This window comes from Catenulispora sp. MAP12-49, assembly GCF_041262705.1.
In the GTDB taxonomy this organism is placed as follows: Bacteria; Actinomycetota; Actinomycetes; order Streptomycetales; family Catenulisporaceae; genus Catenulispora.
The window spans coordinates 1-22,956 of record NZ_JBGCCP010000030.1 but is presented as its reverse complement, the minus strand read 5'-3'; the positions used below and the strand labels follow the sequence as shown (position 1 = coordinate 22,956).

Annotated in this window: 14 protein-coding genes; 9 read left to right on the top strand and 5 right to left on the bottom strand. The window is 69.3% G+C overall.

From position 1 onward, the window contains the following. Positions 1-38 precede the first annotated feature (38 nt). The 5 genes from ABIA35_RS37190 (at position 39) to ABIA35_RS37170 (ending at position 11,639) form a co-directional block, all read left to right on the top strand. Positions 39-2,081, top strand: a complete 2,043-nt coding sequence (locus ABIA35_RS37190; protein ID WP_370361047.1) for a GMC family oxidoreductase — start codon at positions 39-41, stop codon at positions 2,079-2,081. Next, positions 2,078-3,220 (top strand): ferritin-like protein, encoded by a 1,143-nt coding sequence (locus tag ABIA35_RS37185; RefSeq protein ID WP_370361046.1) that lies wholly within the window; start codon positions 2,078-2,080, stop codon positions 3,218-3,220. Before ABIA35_RS37190 ends, ABIA35_RS37185 begins: the two co-directional genes overlap by 4 nt. A gap of 107 nt (positions 3,221-3,327) precedes the next feature. Then, positions 3,328-6,372, top strand: a complete 3,045-nt coding sequence (locus tag ABIA35_RS37180) for an AAA family ATPase (RefSeq protein ID WP_370361045.1) — start codon at positions 3,328-3,330, stop codon at positions 6,370-6,372. A gap of 259 nt (positions 6,373-6,631) precedes the next feature. Continuing rightward, positions 6,632-10,882 (top strand): carboxypeptidase regulatory-like domain-containing protein, encoded by a 4,251-nt coding sequence (locus ABIA35_RS37175; RefSeq protein WP_370361044.1) that lies wholly within the window; start codon positions 6,632-6,634, stop codon positions 10,880-10,882. Positions 10,883-10,985: 103 nt separating this feature from the next. Then, complete coding sequence (locus tag ABIA35_RS37170) at positions 10,986-11,639, top strand: hypothetical protein (protein WP_370361043.1); 654 nt, start codon at positions 10,986-10,988, stop codon at positions 11,637-11,639. 205 nt (positions 11,640-11,844) lie between these two features. On the opposite strand, the gene ABIA35_RS37165 is transcribed toward ABIA35_RS37170, so the two are convergent. Then, positions 11,845-12,006, bottom strand: a complete 162-nt coding sequence (locus ABIA35_RS37165; RefSeq protein WP_370344595.1) for a hypothetical protein — start codon at positions 12,004-12,006, stop codon at positions 11,845-11,847. 94 nt (positions 12,007-12,100) lie between these two features. On the opposite strand from ABIA35_RS37165, the gene ABIA35_RS37160 reads away from it, so the two are divergent. The 3 genes from ABIA35_RS37160 to ABIA35_RS37150 are packed head-to-tail and all read left to right on the top strand — an operon-like array spanning position 12,101 to position 16,220. Beyond that, the gene (locus ABIA35_RS37160; protein ID WP_370361042.1) at positions 12,101-13,939 is read left to right on the top strand and encodes an NACHT domain-containing NTPase; all 1,839 of its coding nucleotides are present in this window, start codon (positions 12,101-12,103) and stop codon (positions 13,937-13,939) included. Beyond that, a complete protein-coding gene (locus tag ABIA35_RS37155; RefSeq protein WP_370361041.1) occupies positions 13,936-15,255 on the top strand; it encodes a hypothetical protein in 1,320 nt (439 codons plus the stop codon). The genes ABIA35_RS37160 and ABIA35_RS37155 overlap by 4 nt, the downstream gene beginning before the upstream one ends. After that, entirely contained in the window at positions 15,237-16,220 is a 984-nt protein-coding gene (locus ABIA35_RS37150) for a hypothetical protein (RefSeq protein ID WP_370361040.1), read from the top strand. The genes ABIA35_RS37155 and ABIA35_RS37150 overlap by 19 nt, the downstream gene beginning before the upstream one ends. Positions 16,221-16,300: 80 nt before the next feature. Here ABIA35_RS37150 and ABIA35_RS37145 read toward each other — a convergent pair whose 3' ends face one another. The 3 genes from ABIA35_RS37145 to ABIA35_RS37135 form a co-directional block, all read right to left on the bottom strand. Next, positions 16,301-16,810, bottom strand: coding sequence for an RICIN domain-containing protein (locus tag ABIA35_RS37145; protein ID WP_370344591.1), 510 nt, complete (start codon positions 16,808-16,810; stop codon positions 16,301-16,303). Between the two features lie 335 nt (positions 16,811-17,145). Next, positions 17,146-19,122, bottom strand: a complete 1,977-nt coding sequence (locus ABIA35_RS37140; RefSeq protein ID WP_370361039.1) for a discoidin domain-containing protein — start codon at positions 19,120-19,122, stop codon at positions 17,146-17,148. Positions 19,123-19,399: 277 nt separating this feature from the next. Continuing rightward, complete coding sequence (locus ABIA35_RS37135; protein ID WP_370361038.1) at positions 19,400-21,058, bottom strand: amidohydrolase; 1,659 nt, start codon at positions 21,056-21,058, stop codon at positions 19,400-19,402. Positions 21,059-21,234: 176 nt separating this feature from the next. Here ABIA35_RS37135 and ABIA35_RS37130 point away from each other — a divergent pair, with 176 nt between their 5' ends. Beyond that, complete coding sequence (locus tag ABIA35_RS37130) at positions 21,235-22,548, top strand: DUF3533 domain-containing protein (protein ID WP_370361037.1); 1,314 nt, start codon at positions 21,235-21,237, stop codon at positions 22,546-22,548. 215 nt (positions 22,549-22,763) lie between these two features. Here ABIA35_RS37130 and ABIA35_RS37125 read toward each other — a convergent pair. Further along, positions 22,764-22,956, bottom strand: a 193-nt coding sequence (locus ABIA35_RS37125; protein ID WP_370361036.1) for a hypothetical protein, incomplete at its 5' end; no start/stop codon positions are given.

Below are 22,956 nucleotides of genomic sequence, written 5' to 3'. Positions count from 1 at the left end.
CGCAAGCCATCCCGAAGTGCCTTGAGGAGAACCCTGACATGCAGAAGCAGACCAGCGGGGGAAAGACCGCCGGCGGCGTCGAGGAGCACTACGACGAGCACTACGACATCGTCATCGTCGGCGGCGGCATCGCCGGGGCCACGGTCGCCAAGACGGTCATCGAGAAGGCCGCCGGGCGCCGTCCCGCCCGCCATCCCCGCATCCTGATCCTGGAAGCCGGCCGCGCCACCGCGATGAGCGCCGACAAGTACGACACCTATGTGGAGTCCTACCAGCGGGCCCTGGCCAAGGTCCCCAATTCCCCGTACCCGCCGACCGTTTCCGCGCCGCAACCGGACGTGCTGGACATCAGCCGCCCGGTGATGGGCCCGGACGGCACCACCAAGATCCCCGCCGACAACGGCTACTTCGTGCAGATGGGCCCGCTCCCGTTCGGCAGCGACTACGCCCGCGCGCTCGGCGGCACCACGCTGCATTGGCTCGGCACCTGCCTGCGCATGCTGCCGAACGACTTCCGGATGCACTCGGAGTACGGCCGCGGGGTCGACTGGCCGATCACCTACGACGAGTTGAAGCCCTACTACGAGCGCGCCGAGTGGGACATCATCGGGGTGTCGGCGGACGTCGAGCACCAGTACTACCCAGGCATCGGCGACGACCCGGCGAAGTTCTTCAAGAGCAAGAACACCGCCAAGTTCCCCGACGGCGCCTACCACTTCCCCATGCAGGAGATCCCGAGCAGCTTCCTGGACGAGTACCTGGCGAAGAAGTCCGCCGGTCTGGTGGTGACGCTGAAGGGCGACGACGGCCGGGAGTACACGTTCCCGATCCGGATCAGCAACACCCCGGTCGGCCGGAACTCCACGCCGGCCCCGGGATACCAGCCGGTCGGCGCGGTCGGGAACGCCGACCAGGGGCAGCGCTGCGAGGGCAACTCCAGCTGCATCCCGATCTGCCCGGTGCAGGCCAAGTACAACGCCCTGAAGACCCTGTACGAGCTGATCGTGAAATACCCGGACCGGGACCCGGGGGAGGGCGAGAAGGAGAAGGCGCGCGTCGCGATCCGCAGCCAGTGCGTGGTCTCGAACGTCCGGCACACGCAGCACCCGAAAAAGCAGGGCACTGTCACCGGCATCACCTACCTGAAGTACTCCGACGACGGGAGCCCGCCGGTGTCGGCGACGGTGACCGCCGACGTGTACGTCCTGGCCGCCAACGCCATCGAGAACGCCACTTTGCTGCTGGCGTCCAAGGCCGCCAACAACAGCGGCGAGGTCGGGCGGAACCTGATGGACCACCCGCTGCTGCTCACCTGGGGCCTGCTCGACGACAGCGCGGGGGCCTACCGCGGCCCTGGGTCGACGTCGGGCATCCCGGCCTTCCGGGACGGCGCGTACCGCTCGGAGCGCACCGCGTTCCGCGTCGAGATCGGCAACTGGGGCTGGAACTTCCCGGAGAACGCGCCCTACGACACGGTCCACGACCTCGTCGGCGGGGCCGCCACCGGCACGGCGCAGCTCTACGGCCGTCCGCTTCGCAAGCGGCTCGGCGAGATCCTGCCCAACCAGTTCCGCATCGCCTGGGAGCTGGAACAGGACCCTGAGTCGAGCAACCGGATCACCATCGACGAGCGCTACAAGGACGCGCTGGGTATGTACCGCCCGGTCATCCACTACGACCTGTCGGAGTACGTCCGCGCCTCGCTGCCCTGGGCGGCCGAGGCCAGCCGGCAGCTGTTCGCGCGGCTCGGCATCGGCGACAAGGTCCGGCGGCCGGAGTACAAGCCCGGCGACTACACGCACTGGGACGCCGGCGACCCGTCGCAAGTGGACTACGACGGCACGACCTACTGGGTGCGCGGCGCCGGCCACGTCGTCGGCACGCACCGGATGGGCGAGGACCCGGAGCACTCGGTGGTGGACGGCTACCAGCGGAGCCACGACCTGCCGAACATGTACGTCGTCGGATGCGGCAGCATGCCGACGCTCGGAACGTCCAACCCGACTCTGACCATGACCGCGCTGGCCATCCGCACCGGCGACCACATCGCGGCGCAGCTGAAGGAGAAGAAGGACGCATGAACGAGCACCCGATGAAGATCCCGACGCTCGCCGATCTGAAGGCCGGGCTCCAGCTGGCCGTCGGCCTGGAGCTCAGCACGATCCCGGCGTACCTGACCGGTCTCTACTCGATCCGGGAAGGCCGCAACACCGACGCGGCCCAGACGATCCGCAGCGTCGTCATGGAGGAGATGCTGCACATGACGCTGGCGGCGAACGTCCTGAACGCCATCGGCGAGGTGCCGAGCCCGGACCCGGTCGACTTCCTGGGACGCAGACACCTGAGCCCGATCCCGGTCTACCCGCTGGACAGCCCGCTGATCACCGGGATCGGCACCCTGGAGCTGCTGCCGTTCTCGCCGCCGGCCGTGGACAACTACGTCGAGATCGAGCACCCGCTCCACGGCGCCGCCACCATTCAGGCCATCCCCTCCGAGGAGGGCTCCTATCGGACGATCGGCGAGTTCTACCACGCGATCGACAACGCGTTGCGGGACCCGAAGATCTGCCCGGACACGCTGTTCAAGCCCGTGAACCAGGTCCCTGTCACCGAGTACTACGGCGGCGCGGGCGACGTGGTGCAGGTGTGCGACCGCAAGACGGCGCGCCAGGCCGTGAGGAAGATCGTGGACCAGGGCGAAGGCCTGCCCGAGGAGGACCTGCACAAGCCGGCCAAGACCGTCACCGACGCCGACCGCCTGAGCTCGGGCTGGAAGATGTACTCGCACTACGCGCGCTTCCGCGAGATCCAGGCCGGCCGCAAGTTCCGCCCCGACCAGACGGCCGGCGAAACCCCGGCCGGTGCGATGCTCCTGGTCGACTACAGCCAGGTCGAGCCCGCCGAATTCCAGCCCCGCAACGGCGACGGCGGCCCGGAGGCGGCGGCCCTGGACGAGTTCGACCTGGCGTACTCCCAGCTGGTCGACGCCGTCTACGCCGCGTTCGGCGGCGGCTCGACCCAGTCCGAACCGCCGCTGAGCGGCCTCCAGGTCGCCGTGCACGCCATGTACGGCCTGAAGAACAAGGCCGTAGCCCTGATGCGCACCCCGAACCCGGAGCGCCCCGGCCACACCCTGTGCCCGCGTTTCGGCTACGTGGCGCTCGGCGGCGACCGGGACAAGCTCATCCGGCACGTCGAGGAGCGCAGCGGATCCCGGTGATCCGCCGCCCGCGGCCGGCGCCGCCTCGCCGACGCCGGCCGCGAGCGCCGTGATCTGGAGCAATTCCGACCTATAAGCGCGCTGGCGGCCATCGGTAGTCTGGCCCCGTGAACCAGATCGGCACGCCGCGCTTCGTCGGACGCGACGCCGAGCTGACCCGGGTCGTCCGTGCCCTGATCGCCCCGCCCGCACTGGTCCTCGTCGAAGGTGAGGCCGGCATCGGCAAGAGCCGGCTGGTCCGCGAAGCGCTGGCCACCCTCCGGACGTACCGGACGCACAGCGCCGCCGCGACCGACCTGAGCGCCGCGCAGACCGCCGCACCGAGCGCCGCGCAGACCGCCGCACCGAGCGCCGCGCAGACCGCCGCACCGAGCGCCGCGCAGACCGCCGCACCGAGCGCCGCGCAGACCGCCGCGCCGACCACCGAGCCCCTGGTCGCCGTCTGCCCGCCCTTCCGCGAGCCGCTCACCCTCGGACCGATCGTCGACGCCGCGCGGCAACGCTGCTCCGAGGTCTCCGGCCTGGGACTCAGCGCGCTGGCCGGCGCCCTGCGTCCGTTGTTCCCCGAGTGGGCCGACACACTGCCGCTCGCGCCCGAGCCGCTGAGCGATCCGGGGGCGGCGCGGCACCGTGTGATCCGCGCGCTGGCCGAACTGCTGGACCGGCTCGGGGTGGGCGTGCTCGTGGTCGAGGACGTGCACTGGGCCGACGAGGCCACCATGGATTTTCTGCTCTTCCTCGTCACCCGCCCCGCCCAGCGGGTCAGCCTCCTGCTGACCTACCGGGCCGAGGACCTCCCCGCCGACTCCCTGGTGCCGCGCCTGTCGGCCCGCGGCCACGGGAGCGTCCGCGTCACGCTCGGCGGGCTGGAGCCGCTCGAAGTCGCGCAGCTGGTCTCCTCGATGCTGGACGACGAGCTGGTCTCCCCGGCCTTCGCCGAGCTGCTGCACTCGCGCACCGAAGGCGTGCCGCTGGCGCTCGAGGAGTCGGTACGCCTGCTGCACGCCCGCTCCGACCTGGTCCGCCGGGACGGCGAGTGGATCCGGAGCACCCTCGACGAGATCGACGTGCCGCCCTCGATCCGGGACGCGGTCACCGATCGCGTCGGCCGGCTCGACGCCGGGGCACAGCAGATGCTGCTGGCCTCAGCCGTGCTCGTGGACGCCGAGTTCGAGCCGGTGTTGGCCCATGTCAGCGGCCTGGCCCCGCACGAGGTCGGGCCCGCGCTGCGCGAGGCCGTTCGCAGCGGCCTGATCGCGGAGGACGAGGCAGGACGCCTGGCCTTCCGGCACGTCCTGGCGGCCCGCGCCGTCTATCACCGTGCCGCCGGCCCGGATCGCCGGGCGGCGCACCGGCGGGCGGCGGCAGTGCTCGAAGACAAACACCCGCTACCCGTCGCGCGGCTGGCCTACCACTACCGGGCCGCGAACGAGATGACCCAGTGGTGCCGGTACGCCGAGCAGGTCGTCGATCTCGCGCTGGCCGCCGGCGATCACCCGACCGCGCTTCCGCTGCTGCACGAACTGCTCACCGAAGGCGGTCTGCCCCCGACCGACGTCGCACGCGTCGCGCAGAAGATCCCGCTGTTCCTGATCACCGGCTATCTGCGCGGCGCCGATGTCGTCAGTACCCTGCGATTCGTGCTGGACGACGAGCGGATCCAGCAGGCCGACCGGGGCCGCATCCGCGCGCAGCTCGGCAGGATACTGCTCCACGTCGGCGAGCACGCGGACGGCGTCGACCAGCTCCAGCGCGCGATCCCGGACCTGGCGGACAGCCCGTCCGAGGTGGCCCGGGCGATGGCCACCCTCGGCGGCCCGGTCGGCTCGCTGTGGCCCGCCGCCGAGCACCGGCGCTGGATCGACCGGGCCGCGGCGGTCGCCGAGTCCTGGCTGCCGGAGGCCGAACGGCTCGCGCTGGCGATCGACCGGATCACCTCTCTGCTCGACCTCGGCGATCCGTCCGGCTGGGACCTGGCCGCGGGCTTCCCCGCCCGGGAGGACACGCCCCAGGACGCGCTGAACCTGGCACGGCTCTCGCTGAACACCGGCGACGGCGCGATGCAGTGGGGCCACTACCAGGACGCTCGGCGGCGGCTGGCGATCGCCGGAGACGTCTCGCGACGCCACCACTACGTGCGGCTGCGCGACATGGCGGCGGTGACGAACGCGCACCTGGATTGGTTCACCGGCGCGTGGAGCGGTCTGGCAGACCGCGCGGGCCACTGGGTGCGGCTCGACGACGAACCCATCATGCAGCTCGACAGCCGACTGGTCCTCGGACTGCTGGGCGCGGCCACAGGCGGCGACCCGGCGGCCGAGGACGTGGTGCGCTCGGTCCGGGAGGACTCCGCCCGGCGCGGCATCGCCGACATGTCGATGGAATCGACCGGAGCGCTCGCCCGGATCCGCCTGGCCGCCGGCGATGTCCAGGAGGCTCTGTCGCTCACCGACGACGCCGTCCAAGTGGTCATGGGCAAGGAGATGTGGTTGTGGGCCACGGAGACCGTACCGGTGCGCGTGGCGGCGTTGATCGCGGCCGAACGCGTCGGCGAGGCCGGGGAGCTGGCGGCCGCGTTCGCCCGGGGCTTCGGCGACCGGGAGATCCCGTCGACCCGTGCGGCATTGGAGACCTGCCGTGCCCTGATCGCCCAAGCGCACAACGACCATGCCGAGGCCGTCGCCGCATGGGATGTCGCCGTCGCCGCATGGCAGGCGCTGCCGCGGCCGTACTACGCGCTGCTGGCCCGTGAGCAGAAGGCCCGGTCCCTGGAGAAGGCCGGCGAGCGCGAAGCCGCGCTGTCCCAGTGGACCGAGGTCGCGCAAGGGCTGGCCGCACTCGGCGCGAAGAAGGACGCCGATCGTGTCGCCACCACGCTGAAGGAGCACGGCGGCGAGAAGGCCGGCCGCCGCCGGGCCGGACGCCGCGGCTACGGCAACCACCTCTCACCCCGCGAACTGGAAGTCGTCGAGCTGCTGCTCAGCGGTCTGACGAACCGCGAGATCGCGATCGCGCTGTCCCGTTCCCCCAAGACCGTCGCCGCCCAGCTCAACTCCTCAATGCGCAAATACGGCGTGACGACGCGCACCGCGCTGGCCGTGATCGTGACGCAGATGCGGTTCGCAGCTACGGCGGACAGGCCTCAGGACTAAAGCGTTCTTTTCTTTAGGGCATCTGCCCAATCGAGTGTCACGCGTTCACCCCGCATACTCGCCAGGGACGCCTGAACTCCCCTCGAAAGGCAACTGCCCGATGCACTTTTCCGGGCGCCGGCGCGCGCCCTTTCTCGGACTGACAGCCGGCTTGCTCGGCTTCAGCCTCTGCTGCGCCGGCCCGGCGTCGGCGGCTACGAACTCACTCGGCATCGCTACCTCATCGAGTACGACGATCGCCGCCACGTCGCAGAGCCCTGTGACGTCCACAACGCCAATTGCGCCTATAACGCCCAAGCCGCCCACAGCTGAGGCCCAGAGCGACCCCCGCCTGGCCAAGCTCGCCGCGGGCCAGCCGGACTACAGCCCGGCGTCGTGCAACGTGCCCGACCCGACCCCCGGCCGCGCGACCTGCTTCGCCCTCGAAGCCACGACCCAGACCCGCAGCCTGATCGCCGGTACCGACGGACCGCCGGCCACCGCGCTCGGTCCGGCCCAGATCAAGGCCGCGTACAACCTGCCGGACGGCGGCCAGGGCCAGACCGTGGCGATCGTCGACGCCTTCGGCGCCTCCACCGTGGAGTCCGATCTGGCCGTCTACCGCCAGCACTACGGTCTGCCCGCCTGCACCTCCGCCAACGGGTGTTTGCGCAAGACCGACCAGACCGGCGGCGCCGACTACCCGGCCGACGACAAGGGCTGGGCCGAGGAGACCTCGCTCGATGTGGACGCGGTGTCCTCGGCGTGCCCGCAGTGCCACATCCTGCTTGTCGAGGCGACCAGCAACTCCACTGACGACTTGGGCGCCGCCGAGAAGACCGCGGTGAGCCTGGGCGCGAAGTACGTCTCGAACTCCTACGGCATCCCCAACGAGTTCGCCGGCGAACAGGCCGACACCGACTACGACCACCCCGGTGTGGCGATCGTGGCCAGTTCCGGCGACACCGGGAACGTGGTCAACTGGCCGGCGTCCGACCCGGACGTGGTCGGGGTGGGCGGCACCACCCTGACCGCCGATCCGTCGACGGCGCGCGGCTGGACCGAGACCGCCTGGGCCTCCGGCGGGTCCGGCTGCTCGGCGTACGAGCCGCAGCCGGTGTACCAGACCGGCCTGGCCACGGCCTGCGCCAAGCGGGCCACCGCGGACCTCTCCGCGGACGCCGACCCGAAGACCGGCCTGGCGGTTTACGACACGCTCGGCCAGCCGGGGTGGGTGCAGGTCGGCGGCACCAGCCTGTCCGCACCGCTGATCACCGCGATGTATGCCCTGGCCGGCGCTCCGGCCGCCGGGACGTACCCGGTGACCTATCCGTACGCCTTCGGCGGCAACCACCTCTACGACGTGACCCAGGGCTCTGACGGCACCTGCGGCAACGTCCTGTGCACCGCCGGTCCCGGCTGGGACGGCCCGACCGGCTTGGGCACGCCGAACGGCATCACCGCGCTGACCCTGGGCAGCTTCGGCACCGCGACCGGCACGCTCACCTCCTCGGCCGGCAGCGCAGTGGCGAACGCCGGTGTCGTGTTCACCGACGCATCGCAAGGCCTGACCTTCCATGCGACGACTGACGCGCAAGGCAAGTACACGGTCGAAGTGGCGCCTGGCACCTATACCGCGACCGCATCGGCGTACGGCTTCAAGCCCGTGACGCAGGCCGCTGTGCAGATCACCGCGAATCAGACCACGACGATCAACCTCACCCTGTCCGTCATCCCGGCCAAGACCGTCTCGGGCAAGGTGCTCGACTCGACCGGCCACAAGTGGGGCCTGTACTCGAAGATCACCATCGACGGCTATCCGTACGGCGCGATCTATTCGAACCCGAAGACAGGCGCGTACTCGGTGAGCCTGCCCGAGGACGCGACGTACACCCTGCACGTGACGCCGATCTATCCCGGCTATGGCACGGCCGTCGAGTCCGTCACGGTCGGCACCGCCGCCGTGACCCAGGACCTCGCGGTGGGAGCCGATCAGAATCTCTGCACGGCCCCCGGCTACGGGTACCCGGCCCAGGCGGATTTCGAAGGCTGGAGCGGGACCACCGGCAAGGGCGGCTGGACCGTCACCGACAACAGCGGCGCGGCCGGCACGTGGGAGTTCGACGACCCGAACACCATGTGGAACCTCACCACGGGCTCGGGCAACTTCGGCGTCGCAGACCCCTACGACCACAACGGCGCGGCCGAGGACACCGACTTCGTCTCGCCGGTCATGGACCTGTCCGGTCAGCCCAACGCGGACTTGAAGTTCCTCACCGCATACCTGCCGGCCGCGGGCACCGAGGCCGAGATCGACGGGAGCGGCGACGGCGGCAAGACCTGGCACCAGATCTGGAACGCGAACGGCAACGTCGTCCAGGGCCCGGTCGACGTACCGCTGACCGGTCTGGCCGGTCACGCGGGCGTCCAGGTGCGGTTCCACTACAGCGGTGCGGGCTCTTCGCTGTGGGAGATCGACAACGTCTACGTCGGCACCTGCCGTACCGTGCCCGGCGGCATCGTCGAGGGCCACGTCACCGACGGCAACACGCGCCAGCCTCTCAACGGCGCGGTGACCACGGACACGGCGAGCGCGGCCACCACCGCGACCAGTCACCCGACTCCGGACGACACCGCGACCGCCGACGGCTTCTACTGGCTGTTCAGCCAGGGGGCCGGGCGGCACACCTACACCACTGCGGCCAACCGGTACGCCACGCTGACCACGTCGGCTGCGACCGTCGCGGACTCGGTCGTCGAGCACGATGTCACCTTGCAGGCCGGGCGGCTCTCGGTGGGTCCGTCGTCGCTCTCGGTCGGCGAGGAACTCGGCAAGAAGACGCAGCGGGACATCACCCTGACCAACACCGGACGGGCCCCGCTGCACGTCACTCTCGGCGAGCAGAGCGCCGGCTCGACCGCACCGGTTTCGAACGCCGGCGCCTCGGCTCAGGACTCCACGGGTCCGGTGCCGCTGAAGAGGGTGCCGGGCGACTACCCGACCGGTCCGGCAGTCCGCGCTGTGGGCACTGATTCACAACCTGAGGGCACTGATTCAAAACCGTCGGCTTCGACTCCGACTCCGGCGATCGCCCCGGTGCCGGATGCCGGAGGCTGGCAGGCCGTCGCCGACTACCCCGAGCCGATCATGGACAACGCGGTCGGGTACTACCAGGGCCGGGCCTACTCCGTCGGCGGGGTGAGCCAGATCATCGGCGGCGTGGCCCGCACCGACGGCTTCGTGTACGACCCGGTCGCCGCGTCGTGGACCGCCATCGCGCCGCTGCCCCAGGCGCTGGAGTCGCCCGCGGCGGCGTTCCTGAACGGCACGATGTACGTGGTCGGCGGCTGGAACGGCACCAGCAAGATCCAGTCCACCGTCTACGCCTACCATCCGGCCGGCGACTCCTGGACGCAGGTCGCGGACCTGCCGCAGGGCACTGCTTCAGCCACCGTCGCGGTGCTCGACGGCAGCCTGTACGTGATCGGCGGCTGCGCCACCGACAACTGCGAAAGCCTCTCCTCGGCGGTCTACCGCTACTCGCCGAACGCCAACAGCTGGACGAAGCTGGCCGACTACCCGGTGTCCGTGCAGTGGGGCGCCTGCGCCGGCATCGCCGCGGAGGTGATCTGCGCGGGCGGCGACACGCACGACTCCGGCGGCCACACCGTGGGCCTGGCCTCGACGTACCTCTTCCACCCGAAGACCGACACCTGGACGCAGGCTGCTGACATCCCCTATCCCGACTGGGGCATGTCCTCCAGCGGCGCCAACGGCCAGTTGCAGATCGTCGGCGGCATCACCGACGCCGACGGCACCAACCAGGCCGAACAGTACGACCCGGTCAACAACGTGTGGAGCGCGCTGCCGAACGCGGTCTACCCGACGTTCCGCAGCGGCGGCGCGAGCTGCGGGATGTACCAGGTCGGCGGCTCGATCGCGAACGGCCTGGCCTTCCCCTCGGGCAACACCGTGGCACAGGTCCTGCCCGGCTTCGACCAGTGCGGCGGCGACACGGTCCCCTGGCTCACCACCCAGCAGAACCGCGGCTCCCTGGAGCTGGCACCGGGCCAGAGCGTCCGCGTCCGGGTGACGGTCGACGCCTCGCAGCTCACGGCGCCGGGCAGGTACGCCGGAGCGCTGACGTTCACCACCGACACGCCCGACGTCACCAATGCGCTGCCGGTGAACCTGCACGTGGCCGCACCGTGGTCCTGGGGCGAGGTCAAGGGCACGGTGACCTCGGCCGCCACGACGGGCACGGCGGGCACGACAGGCAGCCCCGCCAAGCCGATTCCCGGCGCGACGGTGCAGCTGTGCCCGGCACGCGACGCGACGTCCGGCACGTGCACGTGCCCGACGTACACGGTCACCACCGACGCCCACGGCGCGTACTCGCTGTGGCTGCCCGGCCGGAACGAGCCACTGAAGGTGGTCGCCTCCAGCACCGGATACGCCTCGCAAACGAAGGAGGTGACCATCCGCACAGGCGGCGTCTCCGAGCTCGACTTCACGCTGGCGACCACATAGCGGACGGTCCCCGACGCGCGACCCGCAAGGGTGTGGGCATCGGCCAATACGATGCCTGGCGCCGACACAGTGTCGGCGCCAGGCGCCCACGGAACGGAGCTTGATGGTGGCCGGACCAATCGATGTCATCATCAGGAAGTACGTAGCCCCCGCGGCGAAGCAGGCAGGCCTGTCCCGCAAGGGACGCTACTTCCGCCTGGAGGGCCGGTACTCGCACACGCTCCTGTACTTCGACACTCACGCCACCGACCCCAGTTGGCTCTGCTTCGAGGTCGGCTACGCCCTGCTCCCTCTGGCCTACTGGGACTTCTGCCGCCGGCTGTACCAGGGCGGCGGAGGCCCGACGGAACCGGGCAAGGAAAGCATCTTCCTCGACACCCACCTCATGCCGCCGGACGAGTGGTCCTTCCGCCCGGACGAACGACCCCCCTACACCTTCAAACGCCGCTGGGCCCTGGGCCTGCCCGCCGGCCTCGAACCAGCCGGCACCGCCCTCGCCGGGCGCCTCACCGAGGAAGCCTTCCCCCGCATGCACTGGCTCCTGGACCCGGACAACGCGATGGCCGAGCTCAAGACGCCGACCTTCGCCATCGAGCAAGCCCTCGGCTCCGACCTGGACCGCGAACTCATCCTCGCCATCGACGTGGCCGACCCGGCGTACGTCGAGGCGCTGCTCAACGACCCGGCCAGGCCGCAGAACCCTGTTTTCGAAGCCAGTGTGAGGGAGCGCTTCGCCCGGCGGATGGCGTCGGAGTAAAGGCGTTTCGGTCTCGACAAATCCCGATGATGCCATTCAATCTCCGTGATGCCTCATGATGCCGAGTGTCGAATCAGGGGTAACCCCGATCCGGCTCCGTCGCGGCCTTATCGCAGTACTCTGAAAATGTCGTCCGGATGTATCCGGCCGCAGAGCACTGAGTAGATCAGGTAGGCCGGCCCAAGAGGGGGACCATGGCTCGCGTTCATCGCCGCCGGGCTGCCGTCGCCGAGGAGAGGCTGAAGCCGGTCGGCATCGGGACGGCTCTGGGTACCGTCGTGGTCGCCTTCACCGCCGGGTTCACCGACCTCGGCGTGGCTTCGCTGACCCTGGTCTCGGCCGGGGCGGCCGCGTTCTTCACCACCATCCCCTTCGCCTTCCTCTTGCAGCGCAGGGGGCTGGGCATCGGACGCCGCGGTCCCGCGGTCGACGAATCCGGGTACGCGCAGTGGTCCGCGCTCATGCGCCGTGAGCTGCGGGTCGACCTCCAAGGCCTGGCGACGCGCGCGGAGGCGCCCCGAGTCGAAGACGTCTTCGTCGACGTGCCTTTGCGGGCGATGGCCTTCGACCCGGAGCGCGATGAGCTCTCGCCGGTCATGCCGCTGGAATTCCAGACTCTGCGTGCCCACCTTGACTGTAGCGATCGCGTGGTTCTTGCCATCACCGGTGCTCCCGGCAGCGGTAAGACCACACTTGTGCGGCACACTGCCGGCCGGCTTCTCTCCGAGGCCGACGAGAGCGAGGAGAAAACCAGACTTCCGATACTGCTCAATCTCCGCGATCACGCCGGTCTTATCAAGGCCATGCCGGAAAGTGGTCTTGTCGAGATACTGAGCTCTCAATTCGACGATTCGTCAGCGTTCGAATTCCTCGGCGGAGCACTCGAGCGGGACCGGTGCGTCGTCATGCTCGACGGGCTCGACGAGGTGATCGATCCCGACGCCCGGCACGCCGTGGCCCGGTGGATCGAGCACCAGATCGACCGGCATCCCCTCTGCGACTTCATCATCACCTCCAGACCGGACCGCGATTTCCACCGGTCGCTGGCCGCGCGGGGCACCCTGCTCCGCCCCGAACCGTTCGAGCAGGCTCACGCCCGTGACTTCCTGTACAGGTGGTACCGCGCGCTCGACCGGTACGAGCCCTTCACCATCCGTCCTCACGGCCATGCCTTCACCGCCGCCGCCGAGCTGTGGTCCTGCGTGCGCGTCGAGCCCGGATTGGCCAGCCTGGCGCAAAGCCCGCTGGCGCTGGCCTGCATCGCCAACGTCCACCGTTACGCCTCGCCGCTTCCCGAAGGCCGGGCCGAGGTCTACGACGAGCTCTGCAAGGCCCTGCTGTGGCGGCGGCAGGAGGAGAAGGGGGTGCACCAGCCGTGGACCGGCGAGCACATCGAGACGCCGCTCCGCGACCTGGCCTACGCGATGCAGATCAGACGCAAGAGCCTCCTCGGACTCACCGAGATCCTTCAGGCACTGGAGAGCTTGGCCGCTCCCGCCGCGCCGAGCCCCGAAGACGTCTTGAGAGTCGCGGTGTCCGGCGGCATCCTGATCGCGTCTTCTCGTACCGGGGAACTGGGGTTCGTCCACCGGGCCTTCCAGGATTACCTGGCATCGGTCCATATCGAGCGCAGCGGACAGTCCGAGGTGATCAGCGAGTCGATCGACGACCGGTGGTGGGGCGAGACCACCTGGTTGTACGCGCAGCGCGCCAACGTGAACGCGATCGTCGCGGCGTGCCTGGCCTCGGGCAGCGTCCACGCCACGACCCTGGCCATCCGGTGCGCCCAGGCCACGGCATACCTCGAACCAGGGCTTCGCAGCAAGCTGGACCGTCTTACCCGGCCGGTGGCGGAGCTGCCGCCGCCGGCCGTCACGGTCCCGGCCTCCAGCGGTTCCGATTCCGATTCCGGCTCCGATTCCGATCCGGCGCCGGCACCCGGGATCACCATCGAGGTGGATCGGCTCACCACCACCGAATCCCCGGTGGTCGGCGAAGTGGAGACGATCGGGGTCACCGCCCGCTGGGCACCGGCGCCGGGCGACGCGGAGGCCGCCGCCACGCTCGAGGTGCGGCTCATGCTGTCCGCCGAGGAATTCGAGGTCCGGCCGGCGACCCGCAGGCTGCGGTTGGACAGGGCCGGCGCCCCCGTCTCGACCGACTTCGACATCCGCCCGGAACGCGCGGGCCAGGTGGAAATCAGGATCGTGGTGCTTGACGAGTCAGTCGGCATCCCGCTCAAGGAATGCGCGACAGAACTGGACGTCGCCATCGACGAAGAGGTGACGCTGAACCGATGATCAGCCCTGTCCGCGCCGTCTTCGACGCCGAGCCGCCCCCGCGGTATCCGCAGGTCCGGAATCGGACGATCAACCTGCTCTTCGAGGAGTACGGCAAGAGAATCAGCCTGCGGGCGTTCGGAACCGCGTTCCCCGACGACGGCGGAGGCGGCTTCCAAGGCTGGCTCACCGCCAAGCCGAAGGAGATCAGGGGGGCCATACAAACCCTGCGGGACGCCTGGCAGGACCAGGTCATCGAACGGTACGAAGCGACGCCGGGCCTGGAGTTCCCCTATGCCCAGCAATGGGATCTGAGTGGAAGCGCCACCCATCCGACCCGCTGGAGCGATGTCGGCCAACGCCTCGCCCGCGAAGGGTCGACTCTTTACAAGATGCTGTTCGAACTCGGAGATGAGGGGCTCCAGGAGATCGGACAGCAGCTGGGCGAAGCTTTGAACCGCGACGCGCAGATCATCACGATTCACTCCGAGCATCTCCACGTGCCGTGGTCGATGCTCTACACGCCCCAAGCGGATTCGCCGAGCCTGGAGGCACCCGACGCCCAGTGGGTCACGTCCGGCTTCTGGGGCTACAGCCACTGGGTGGAGCAGTGCCTGGGCCGGGCCAACGGTCATGACAGCCGGATCCATCCGGCGGAGGGCCGACTCAGGACGGGCATGAACGTCGACCCGCGACTGGACACCGAATTCGCGAGGCTACCGCCCTACAAGAACTACCCGTGCGTCGCACCGATGATCGAGTTCTTCCAACGGCACTCCGATGTCGAGATCCGCGAGACCCGGCCCAAGATGGCCGCCTCGCTCGGCCCCGGATGCCAGACCGAACAGATCATGTACTTCGGGTGCCACATGAAGGTGAGCGGAACGACGCAGGACGCGGACTCCGCTTTGACGCCGGCCCAACTCGTCCTGAGCGATGACGATCCGATACGCACCGCCGACGTACTGGTCTGGCTGGGGGGCCGGAAGTTCAAGCCCGGCCCGATCGTGTTCGCCAACGCCTGCCAGGGCGGTCAACTGGCCACCCAGTTCTACGGGTCGATCGGGGCGACGCTTCTTGATTCCGGGATCAACTGTCTGATCGGGCCGCAGATCGACCTGCCACCCGTGTTCGCCCTCGAATACGCGACGCGCTTCTTCGAGGCGTTCTTCGAACGCGGGGTACGCGTCGGCGACGTCACCCGCGACCTCGCCCGGCACTTCGCGGACAAGTGCGAGAACCCCCTCGGCATCGCCATATCGCTGTTCCGGGGCATCGACACCCATATCGCGCCGCACGAATCGGCGCCCGAATCGGCATGGACGACTTCCCGATGACCACGGTGACGCTGGATCTGAACCGCAAAGGGCTCCTTCTCGACGCGGAGGGCAAGGCGGTGCAGCCAGCAGCCGTGCCCGCATTCCTCAAGCGCCGTATCGCGATACCGGCGGGGACCACCGACATCAACGTGTTCGCCCACGGCTGGATGACGTCCAAGACCTCGGCGGAGCAGAGCGCTCAGCGGCTGCTGCGCGATATCAACGACCTCTATGCGGCCTCGCCGGAGCGCTACCAGCAGCTCCGACCCTATCGCAGCTACAACATCGTGGTCCGGTGGCCGTCCAAAGGCCGCTACCGCAAGATCCGGAACCGCGCACACCGGATGAGCACGGAAGGCTCGGCGGCCGCAGTCGTCGCCCAACTCCTGGGCTACCTGAACACCGAACGCCACAAGCCATACCGTGGACCCGCCAAGCTCCGCACGTCGCAGGGCCAGTATCTGCACGCGATCGGGCACTCCTTCGGCGGCCGGTTCCTGTGCCAGGCCATCCAGGAAGCGGGGGCCGGGCTCGTCCGCCCGCCGACGCTTGCCTGGGATTGGACGAAGAAGGACTTCCCGTTCACGGTGGACAGCGTCCTGATACTCCAGATGGCATCACCGCCGGACGTGTTCGCCAAGGGCTTCAACAGGCTCCTCACCGCTGCGCCCATCAACTGCCCCATCGTGCTGACGTACTCCAAAGCGGACCACGCGACCGGCATCTGGCACCGCATCGCGGAGTTCTCGCCGGGCATCGGGCATGTGGGAGCCCGTGCCCCCGCCGAGGTAGTAGTCGTCCGCCGTCTCCGTCCGGTCGCCGAGGACTACACCCGGGACGAGCTGAAGCACCGCATCGTCAACATCAACGCCTCCGCGCGCTTCAAGCGGGGCCGCTTCTGGCTTCCGCAGGGAGCCCATTCGGACTTCGCACATCCCGAGACGGCGCACCTGCTCCTCTCGCTGGCGGCGCTGGCCCGGTAGAACCGGACCGGTCGGTCCTCGCGGCTACTGGGCGGGCGGGGCGAAGCCGACCACCCAGCGCGCCGAGCGGCGATCCGGCCTTAGGAGATCCTGAACCGCTGGTTGTATCCGCCGTAGCAGGCCCACTGCTGAATGGCGGTGCCGTCGGTCTCGCCGGCGCCCCGCACGTCGAAGCACTTGTCCGCGAAGGTCGTGATCGTGACCTCGCCGCCCCCGACCGGCGTGACCCGGAACCTCTGGTTGTAGACGCCCGCGCAGGCCCACTGCTGGATCTGCACCCCGTTGGAGGAGTCCGCCCCTCTGACATCGAGGCACTTGTTCGCGAACGTCTCGATCTGAACCTGGCCGTCGCCGATGTCGACGACCTTGAACTGCTGGTCGGACTGGGTGCCACAGGTCCGCTGCTGGAGCGGTGCTCCGTCGCTGGTGCTTGCGCCACCGATGTCGAAGCACTTGTCGGCGAAGGTCAGGATGTGCACTGAGCCGTCCGTGCTCACGGCCTCGGCGGTGCCGGCCGCCGGAACCAGCATTCCGGCCGTCACGACGAGCACGCGCAGGAGGTGCCACCGCGTCCTGACAGAAGCGTACATACGTTTCTCCTCTCAAAAGCTGGTCCGCCTAACCAGTGCGATGTCAGCGGCAGGCTCAGCATCGCGCCAGGTCAGCCCTGAGGAGCGGCATTGCTCCAATCGTGGCATGTCGCAGGCGCACGATTCGGCTCGAGTGCCGAGGCGACGCCTCATCGAGTGAATTCGGGCGCCCCTGACTCGTGTGTGGGTCGGTGTGGGGGCGCGGGTGCGGTTGGGTGGTGGGTTTTAGGGGCTTTTCGGCTCTCGATACCGCTGCGGCCGGACCCCTCGCGGGGTGCCGGCCGCAGCCTCATCGCGCATCAGATCGCTGAGATATCAGCGTTCTGCCCGACAGTTCACCAGCCCACGGCGACGACCGCGTACTGCGGGTTGTTCACCGAGATGTCCGAGCTCTGGCCCGCGTCGTCGTCGTACGGGAAGCCGTACTGCATCCCGTTGATGGCGTTCTGGTGCCAGAACTGCGCGTAGTAGTTCGCCGGTCCGGCCTGGTAGAAGTTCGCCGGAATCGACTGCTGCGCCGTCGGGAGCTGGGCCACGTGCCGGTTCAGGCCCGCGCACAGCTGCGGGTTGCCGGACAGGGTGCCGCCGCAGCCGAAGATCTGCGGGGTGCTGTCGGCCGTGTCACCGTTGGCCGCCGCGTACGCCTGGAAGTAGTTCGCGTACGCGCCGCCCGCCTGGAACGCGGCGTCGTTGCCCGGCGAGGGGATGCCGTAGGGGGCGTTGTCCGTGGCCAGTTCCTTGAACTCGGTCGGGACCGAGGACTGGAACCGGTTGAACGTCGCCGTGCGGCTCTCCTGGAAGGTGGCGTAGTTCTCGCCGACTTCCTGCTCGTTTCCGCTGTGGTCGTGGACCAGCAGCGCCAGCTTCAGGCCGAACCGGTCGACCCGGGTGGTGTCGACGTTGATGAAGGTGGTCCCCACCGTGAACTCGATGAAGTCGTAGTAGGGGCCGTTCGGCGTGCCGAGGTAGAAGTACATGCGGCCGGCCGAGTTCGCCGGCATGTCGATGTACCGCTGCTGCGCGATGGACTCGGTCTGGCCGTTGAAGCTCCAGTAGACCTGGCTGTCGGGGTACTGGCCGTTGGTCTGGTTCTGGATCATGAACTCCATCACGTGCGTCGCCGCCGGGATGGACGAGACGTTGCCCCAGAACGCCGCCGGCGGGGCACCGGTGCCGCCGCCGCCGGCGTTGACCGTCCACCCGAAGGTGGTCGAGCCGGTGGCACCCGTGGTGTCCTTGGCGGTCACGGTCACGCTGGAGGTGGCCGCGGTGGTCGGCGTGCCGGTGATCAGGCCCGAAGAACTGATCGACAGCCCGGCCGGCAGACCGGTCGCGCTGTAGGTCAGCGTCTGGCCGGACACCGAGTCGGTGGCGCCCATCTGCAGGCTGACGGCCGTGTTGACGACCCCGGTCTGGTTGCCCGGGTTGGTGACGGTGATCATGTCACCGCCGACGACCGTGGCGGTCAGGACCTCGAACTCCCACAGCGAGTAGCCGTACTGGGTGTTGCGCGCGGTCCCGTACATGCGGACGTAACGGCCGGACCCGCTGACCGTCAGGTTCTCGGTCCCGCCGGGGCCCGTGGTCGTGGAGTAGATCGACGTCCAGGTCGTGCCGTCGTTCGACGTCTGGATCTGGTACGCCTTGCCGGACGCGGTCTCCCACTGGAGCTGGATCCCGCAGATCTGCTGAGTCGAGCCGAGGTCCACCTGGAGCCACTGCGGGTCGCTGAAGGCGCTGGACCAGCGGGTCGCGGTGTTGCCGTCGACCGCGGCGGAGGCCGGGTTACCGGCGTTCTCGACCGAGGACGCGGTGGCCGGGTGGTTCAGGGCCGCGTTGTTGTTGCAGGTGCCGCCGCCGGTGCCCGCGGTGCCGTAGACCTGGAACTCCCAGATGCTGTAGCCGTACTGGGTGTTCCGGGCCGTCCCGTACATGCGGATGTACCGTCCGGACCCGGATATGTTCAGGGTCTCGGTGCCGCCGGGCCCTGTGGTGGTGGAGTAGATCGACGTCCAGGTGCTGCCGTCGTTCGAGGTCTGGATCTGGTACGCCTTCGCCGAGGCGGTCTCCCACTGGATCACGACCTGACTGATCGTCGAGGCCTGACCGAGGTCCACCTCCAGCCACTGCGGATCGCTGAAGGCGCTGGACCAGCGGGTCCCGGTATTGCCGTCGACCGCGTCCGCGGCCGGCGTACCGGCGTTCTCGACCGACGACGCGGTAGCCGGCTTCCCCTGCGACAGCAGGGTGCCGGCCGCATGGGCCTTCGGGGCGGTGCTGACGAGCATCACGCTCGCCACGAGGGCGATCATCAACACCAGGATGGCGGATGGTCGCCGCCTGATTCCGGTCATGGAGGTTCTCCCAGGGGTGGGGTGGCTATGGGACTCGTTGGAGAGCGCTCTCCCATGGGATTCGGTTTACAGAGGCGTAACCGGAGAGTCAAGGAAATGTGGTTCCGGAACTCAGGGGCCTCAGAAAGCGCTGGTGCGGAGCCGTCGCCAGTCCGGGATGGAACCTGGCCATGAGAAAACCCGTCCCCGGCCGAGGCCGGGAACGGGTGAGGATGGCTCTACGGACTGCCGTGGGCTAACTGCGGGCTTCGCCCCGGGCGCTTCGGCTTCGGTTGTAGACGCACTGTCCGGCCAGCCAGGTGGCGTCGACGGGGATGTCGGCGATGTGCGCCGGTTCGATGGTGTGCGGGTCCTGGTCCAGGACAACGAAGTCGGCGTACTTCCCGACCTCGATGGAGCCGGTGATGTCGTCGGCGAACAGGTGCCAGGCGGCGTCGACGGTCTGCGCCCGCAGAGCCTGGTCGACGGTGATCCGTTCCTCGGGCGCCAGGACCCGGCCCGACTTCGACAGCCGCGTCACCGCCTCGGTGATGTTCCGCAGCGGCTCGACCGGCGTGACCGGGGCGTCGTTGTGGAAGGAGATCCGCAGACCGGCTTTGAGGGCCGAGCCGGCGTTCGCGTAGTGCGCGCCGTGCTCGGGTCCGAACAGGTCGTCGACCAGGACGTCGCCCCAGTAGTACAGCTGGTCGACGAAGATCGAGGCGGTGATGCCGAGCGCCGCGGCCCGCTCGAACTGGTCCGGGCGCATGGTGCAGACGTGTTCCAGGCGCAGCCGGTGGTCGTCACGCGGGTGCGCGGCGAGCAGCTTCTCCCAGACGTCCAGGACCATGTCCACGGCGTCGTCGCCCTGGACATGGCAGGCCAGCTGCCAGCCGGCCGGGAAGTACGCCTGGCTGATCGCCTTCAGCTGCTCGGGCGTGTAGTTGGCCCGGCCGCGGTGGTTCGGCTCCAGGCCCAGGGCCCGGGTGGTGTCGTTGGTCAGGTAAGGGAAGGAGGTGGCGATGTTCCCGATCCAGGGCGACCCGTCGGCCCAGGTCTTGATGCCGACCTGTCTGACGAGGTCGTCGCCGTTGTCCGGGGTGATGTCCGATCCCATCTTCGGCCCGGACATCTCGTACATCCGCACCCTGACGGTCGGGCTGCTGGCGGCCAGCGCCGGTCGCAGCCGTGCGTCGAAGGCCATGTCCGAGCACATCGTGACCCCGGCCTGGTTCAGCCGCGCGTACTGCGCGTTCAGCAGGGCCGGCCAGTCGTCGCCCTCCGGCATGAACGGCTGCAGGCACGCCCCGACGGCCCCGGCTTCGTACGCGGTGCCGTCGAGCGAGCCGTCGGCGGCGCGGCCGAAGCGTGCGCCGGCGGGATCCGGCGTGTCCTTCGACAGCCCGAGCCAGGTCGCCGCGGCGCTGTTGAAGAAGGCCTGGTGCCCGGAGTTGTGCACGATCACCAGGGGTGTGTCCGGCGCCACCGCGTCCAGCCAGGTCAGATTCGGGGCCGGGAGGCCCTTCTGCAGGAGCGGGTCCCAGCCGTAACAGCAGGTTCCGCCCCCGCCGCGCCTGGTGACCGCGGCCTTGACGGCCGACACCACGTCGTCTGCGGCGGGGATCGTCACGGGCCGGATGTCGTCGACGGTCGGCCCGAGCACGAACGCCTGCTCGGTGACGTGGCCGTGCGGCTCGACGAAACCGGGCATCAGGCACCGGCCGCCCAGGTCCACGATCCGCGTCGAGCGGTCGGTCAGCAGTTCGATCTCGGCGCCGGTGCCGACCGCCACGACGCGGCCGTCCCGCACCGCGACCGCCTCTGCCAGCGGCTGATCGGGATTCATCGTCAGCACCACGCCGGCGGTGAACACGACGTCGGCGAACCGCGAGGAGGCCTCAGACTCTGCTGCCATGGCGTCAGCCTCTGCTTCGGCGCCATAACCCGGCCACCGCTGCGGGCCCGTTCGGAGGTACGCCCCGGGTTCGTCGGTCATTTGTCGGCCATTCGTCGGCCATGAGGGTCTCGCCGATCTACCTTCGCACGTGTCCCACCCGGGTTTACCTGCGGCGGCATATTACGGTGACGACCGTGACCCCGACCAAGCCCTCCGGCCTCGCGCGCGCCACCGTGCTGGTGCGCCGTCCGAAACTGTGGCTGTTCCCCTCCGTCCTGGCCACGCTGGTCGCGCTGTTCCTGTCGCTGCTCTACATGGGCGGCATCCTGGACCCGAACGGCAACCTCCACCACCTGCCGATCGCCCTGGTCAACGCCGACACCGGCGCCCCGCCGCCCGGCCGGCCGCAGAACCTGGGCACGCAGGTGGCGCAGGCGGTGGTCACGGGCTCGCCGTCGAGCGCGGTGCAGTGGAAGCGGGTCAGCCCGGCCGAGGCGCAGGACTTGCTGGCCTCGGGCAAGGTCTACGGGGCGCTGGTGATCCCGCCGGACTTCACCGCCTCGGTCGGGGCGCTCACCACGACGCAGGCCACGGTGCGCCCGACCATCACGGTCCTGACCAATCCGGGGCTGGGCAGCCTGGGCTCCTCGCTGGCGTCCCAGATCAACCAGACCGCGGCCCACCAGGCGTCGCTGGCCCTGGGCAAGCAGCTGACCGCGGCGGTGCCCGGCGCCGACCCCACCACGCACCTGCTGCTGGCCGACCCGGTGGCGGTGACCACGCAGGTGGGCCACCCCATCGGCCGGCACAGCGGCCTGGGCCTGACCGCGTTCTACTACACCCTGCTGCTGATCCTGGCCGGCTTCGTCGGAGGCAACCTGATCAACTCCGGCGTGGACACCGCGCTCGGCTACGCCGACAGCGAGCTCGGCCCCTGGCACACCCGCCGCCCGACGGTCCCCATCGACCGGACCCAGACCCTGCTGCTGAAGATGCTGATGACCGCCGGCGTCACGGCGCTCACCACCTCGACGGTGATGCTGGCCTGCATCGCCATCCTCGGCATGGACGCCTCGCACATCCCGCTGCTGTGGATCTTCTCCTACTGCGCGTGCCTGGCGGTCGGCCTCGGCGTCCAGGCCATCAACGCGGCGTTCGGCGGCGTCGGCCAGCTGGTGTCGATGTTCGTCTTCATCGCCCTGGCCCTGCCCTCCTCCGGCGCGACCGTCCCACTACAGGCGGCACCGACCGTCTACCGCTTCCTCGGGGAGTTCGAACCCGCGCGCCAACTCAGCGGCGGCGTGCGCTCCATCCTGTACTTCGACGCCCGCGCCGACGCAGGCCTGAACCGCGCCTGGGCCATGATCGCCATCGGGGCCGCGCTCGCGCTGATCTTCGGCTTCGCGATGACGGAGTACTACGACCGCAAGGGCCTGAGGCGGCTGACGCCGCAACCGATGTCGGAGGCGGGGACCGGGATGGCGGGGGGAGCCGAAGCCGGGAGCTAGGTGTACTGAACACAGAGGTCAGGTGCCCGGACCCACGGGCACCCGACAGCGGCGTCAGGACCCTCCAGGTGGCGATTTGGTCGCGGGCCGCGCAGTCGGATAAAGTCTCCAAGCCGCCGAGGAAATGGGAACGAATTCCTGACCGAAGCGGATCGCGACCAGGTGCTGTGGATGAACGCCACGACACGGAATTGCGAAGAGCCGCAGAGGATCTGCTAAGATCTAAAGCGAAGCAAGGCGAGAAAGACAAAAAAGAAAAACAAAGCAAGACCTGACAACGCCGGGTCGCAGCCGATCGGAACGAAGGTTCCGGGACGAGTGGTTCGGGCGTCTGTTTCTTGAGAACTCAACAGTGTGTGACGAATTGTGATGCCATGCGACCTCGGCACTGCGCCCGGTTTTCGAACC

Coding starts and splice junctions, on each gene's coding strand:
- ABIA35_RS37190 (WP_370361047.1), top strand. CDS start 39: ATGCAGAAGCAGACCAGCGGGGGAAAGACCGCCGGCGGCGTCGAGGAG.
- ABIA35_RS37185 (WP_370361046.1), top strand. CDS start 2,078: ATGAACGAGCACCCGATGAAGATCCCGACGCTCGCCGATCTGAAGGCC.
- ABIA35_RS37170 (WP_370361043.1), top strand. CDS start 10,986: ATGGTGGCCGGACCAATCGATGTCATCATCAGGAAGTACGTAGCCCCC.
- ABIA35_RS37165 (WP_370344595.1), bottom strand. CDS start 12,006: ATGGTGGTGAAGAACGCGGCCGCCCCGGCCGAGACCAGGGTCAGCGAA.
- ABIA35_RS37160 (WP_370361042.1), top strand. CDS start 12,101: ATGCGCCGTGAGCTGCGGGTCGACCTCCAAGGCCTGGCGACGCGCGCG.
- ABIA35_RS37155 (WP_370361041.1), top strand. CDS start 13,936: ATGATCAGCCCTGTCCGCGCCGTCTTCGACGCCGAGCCGCCCCCGCGG.
- ABIA35_RS37150 (WP_370361040.1), top strand. CDS start 15,237: ATGGACGACTTCCCGATGACCACGGTGACGCTGGATCTGAACCGCAAA.
- ABIA35_RS37145 (WP_370344591.1), bottom strand. CDS start 16,810: ATGTACGCTTCTGTCAGGACGCGGTGGCACCTCCTGCGCGTGCTCGTC.
- ABIA35_RS37140 (WP_370361039.1), bottom strand. CDS start 19,122: ATGATCGCCCTCGTGGCGAGCGTGATGCTCGTCAGCACCGCCCCGAAG.
- ABIA35_RS37135 (WP_370361038.1), bottom strand. CDS start 21,058: ATGGCAGCAGAGTCTGAGGCCTCCTCGCGGTTCGCCGACGTCGTGTTC.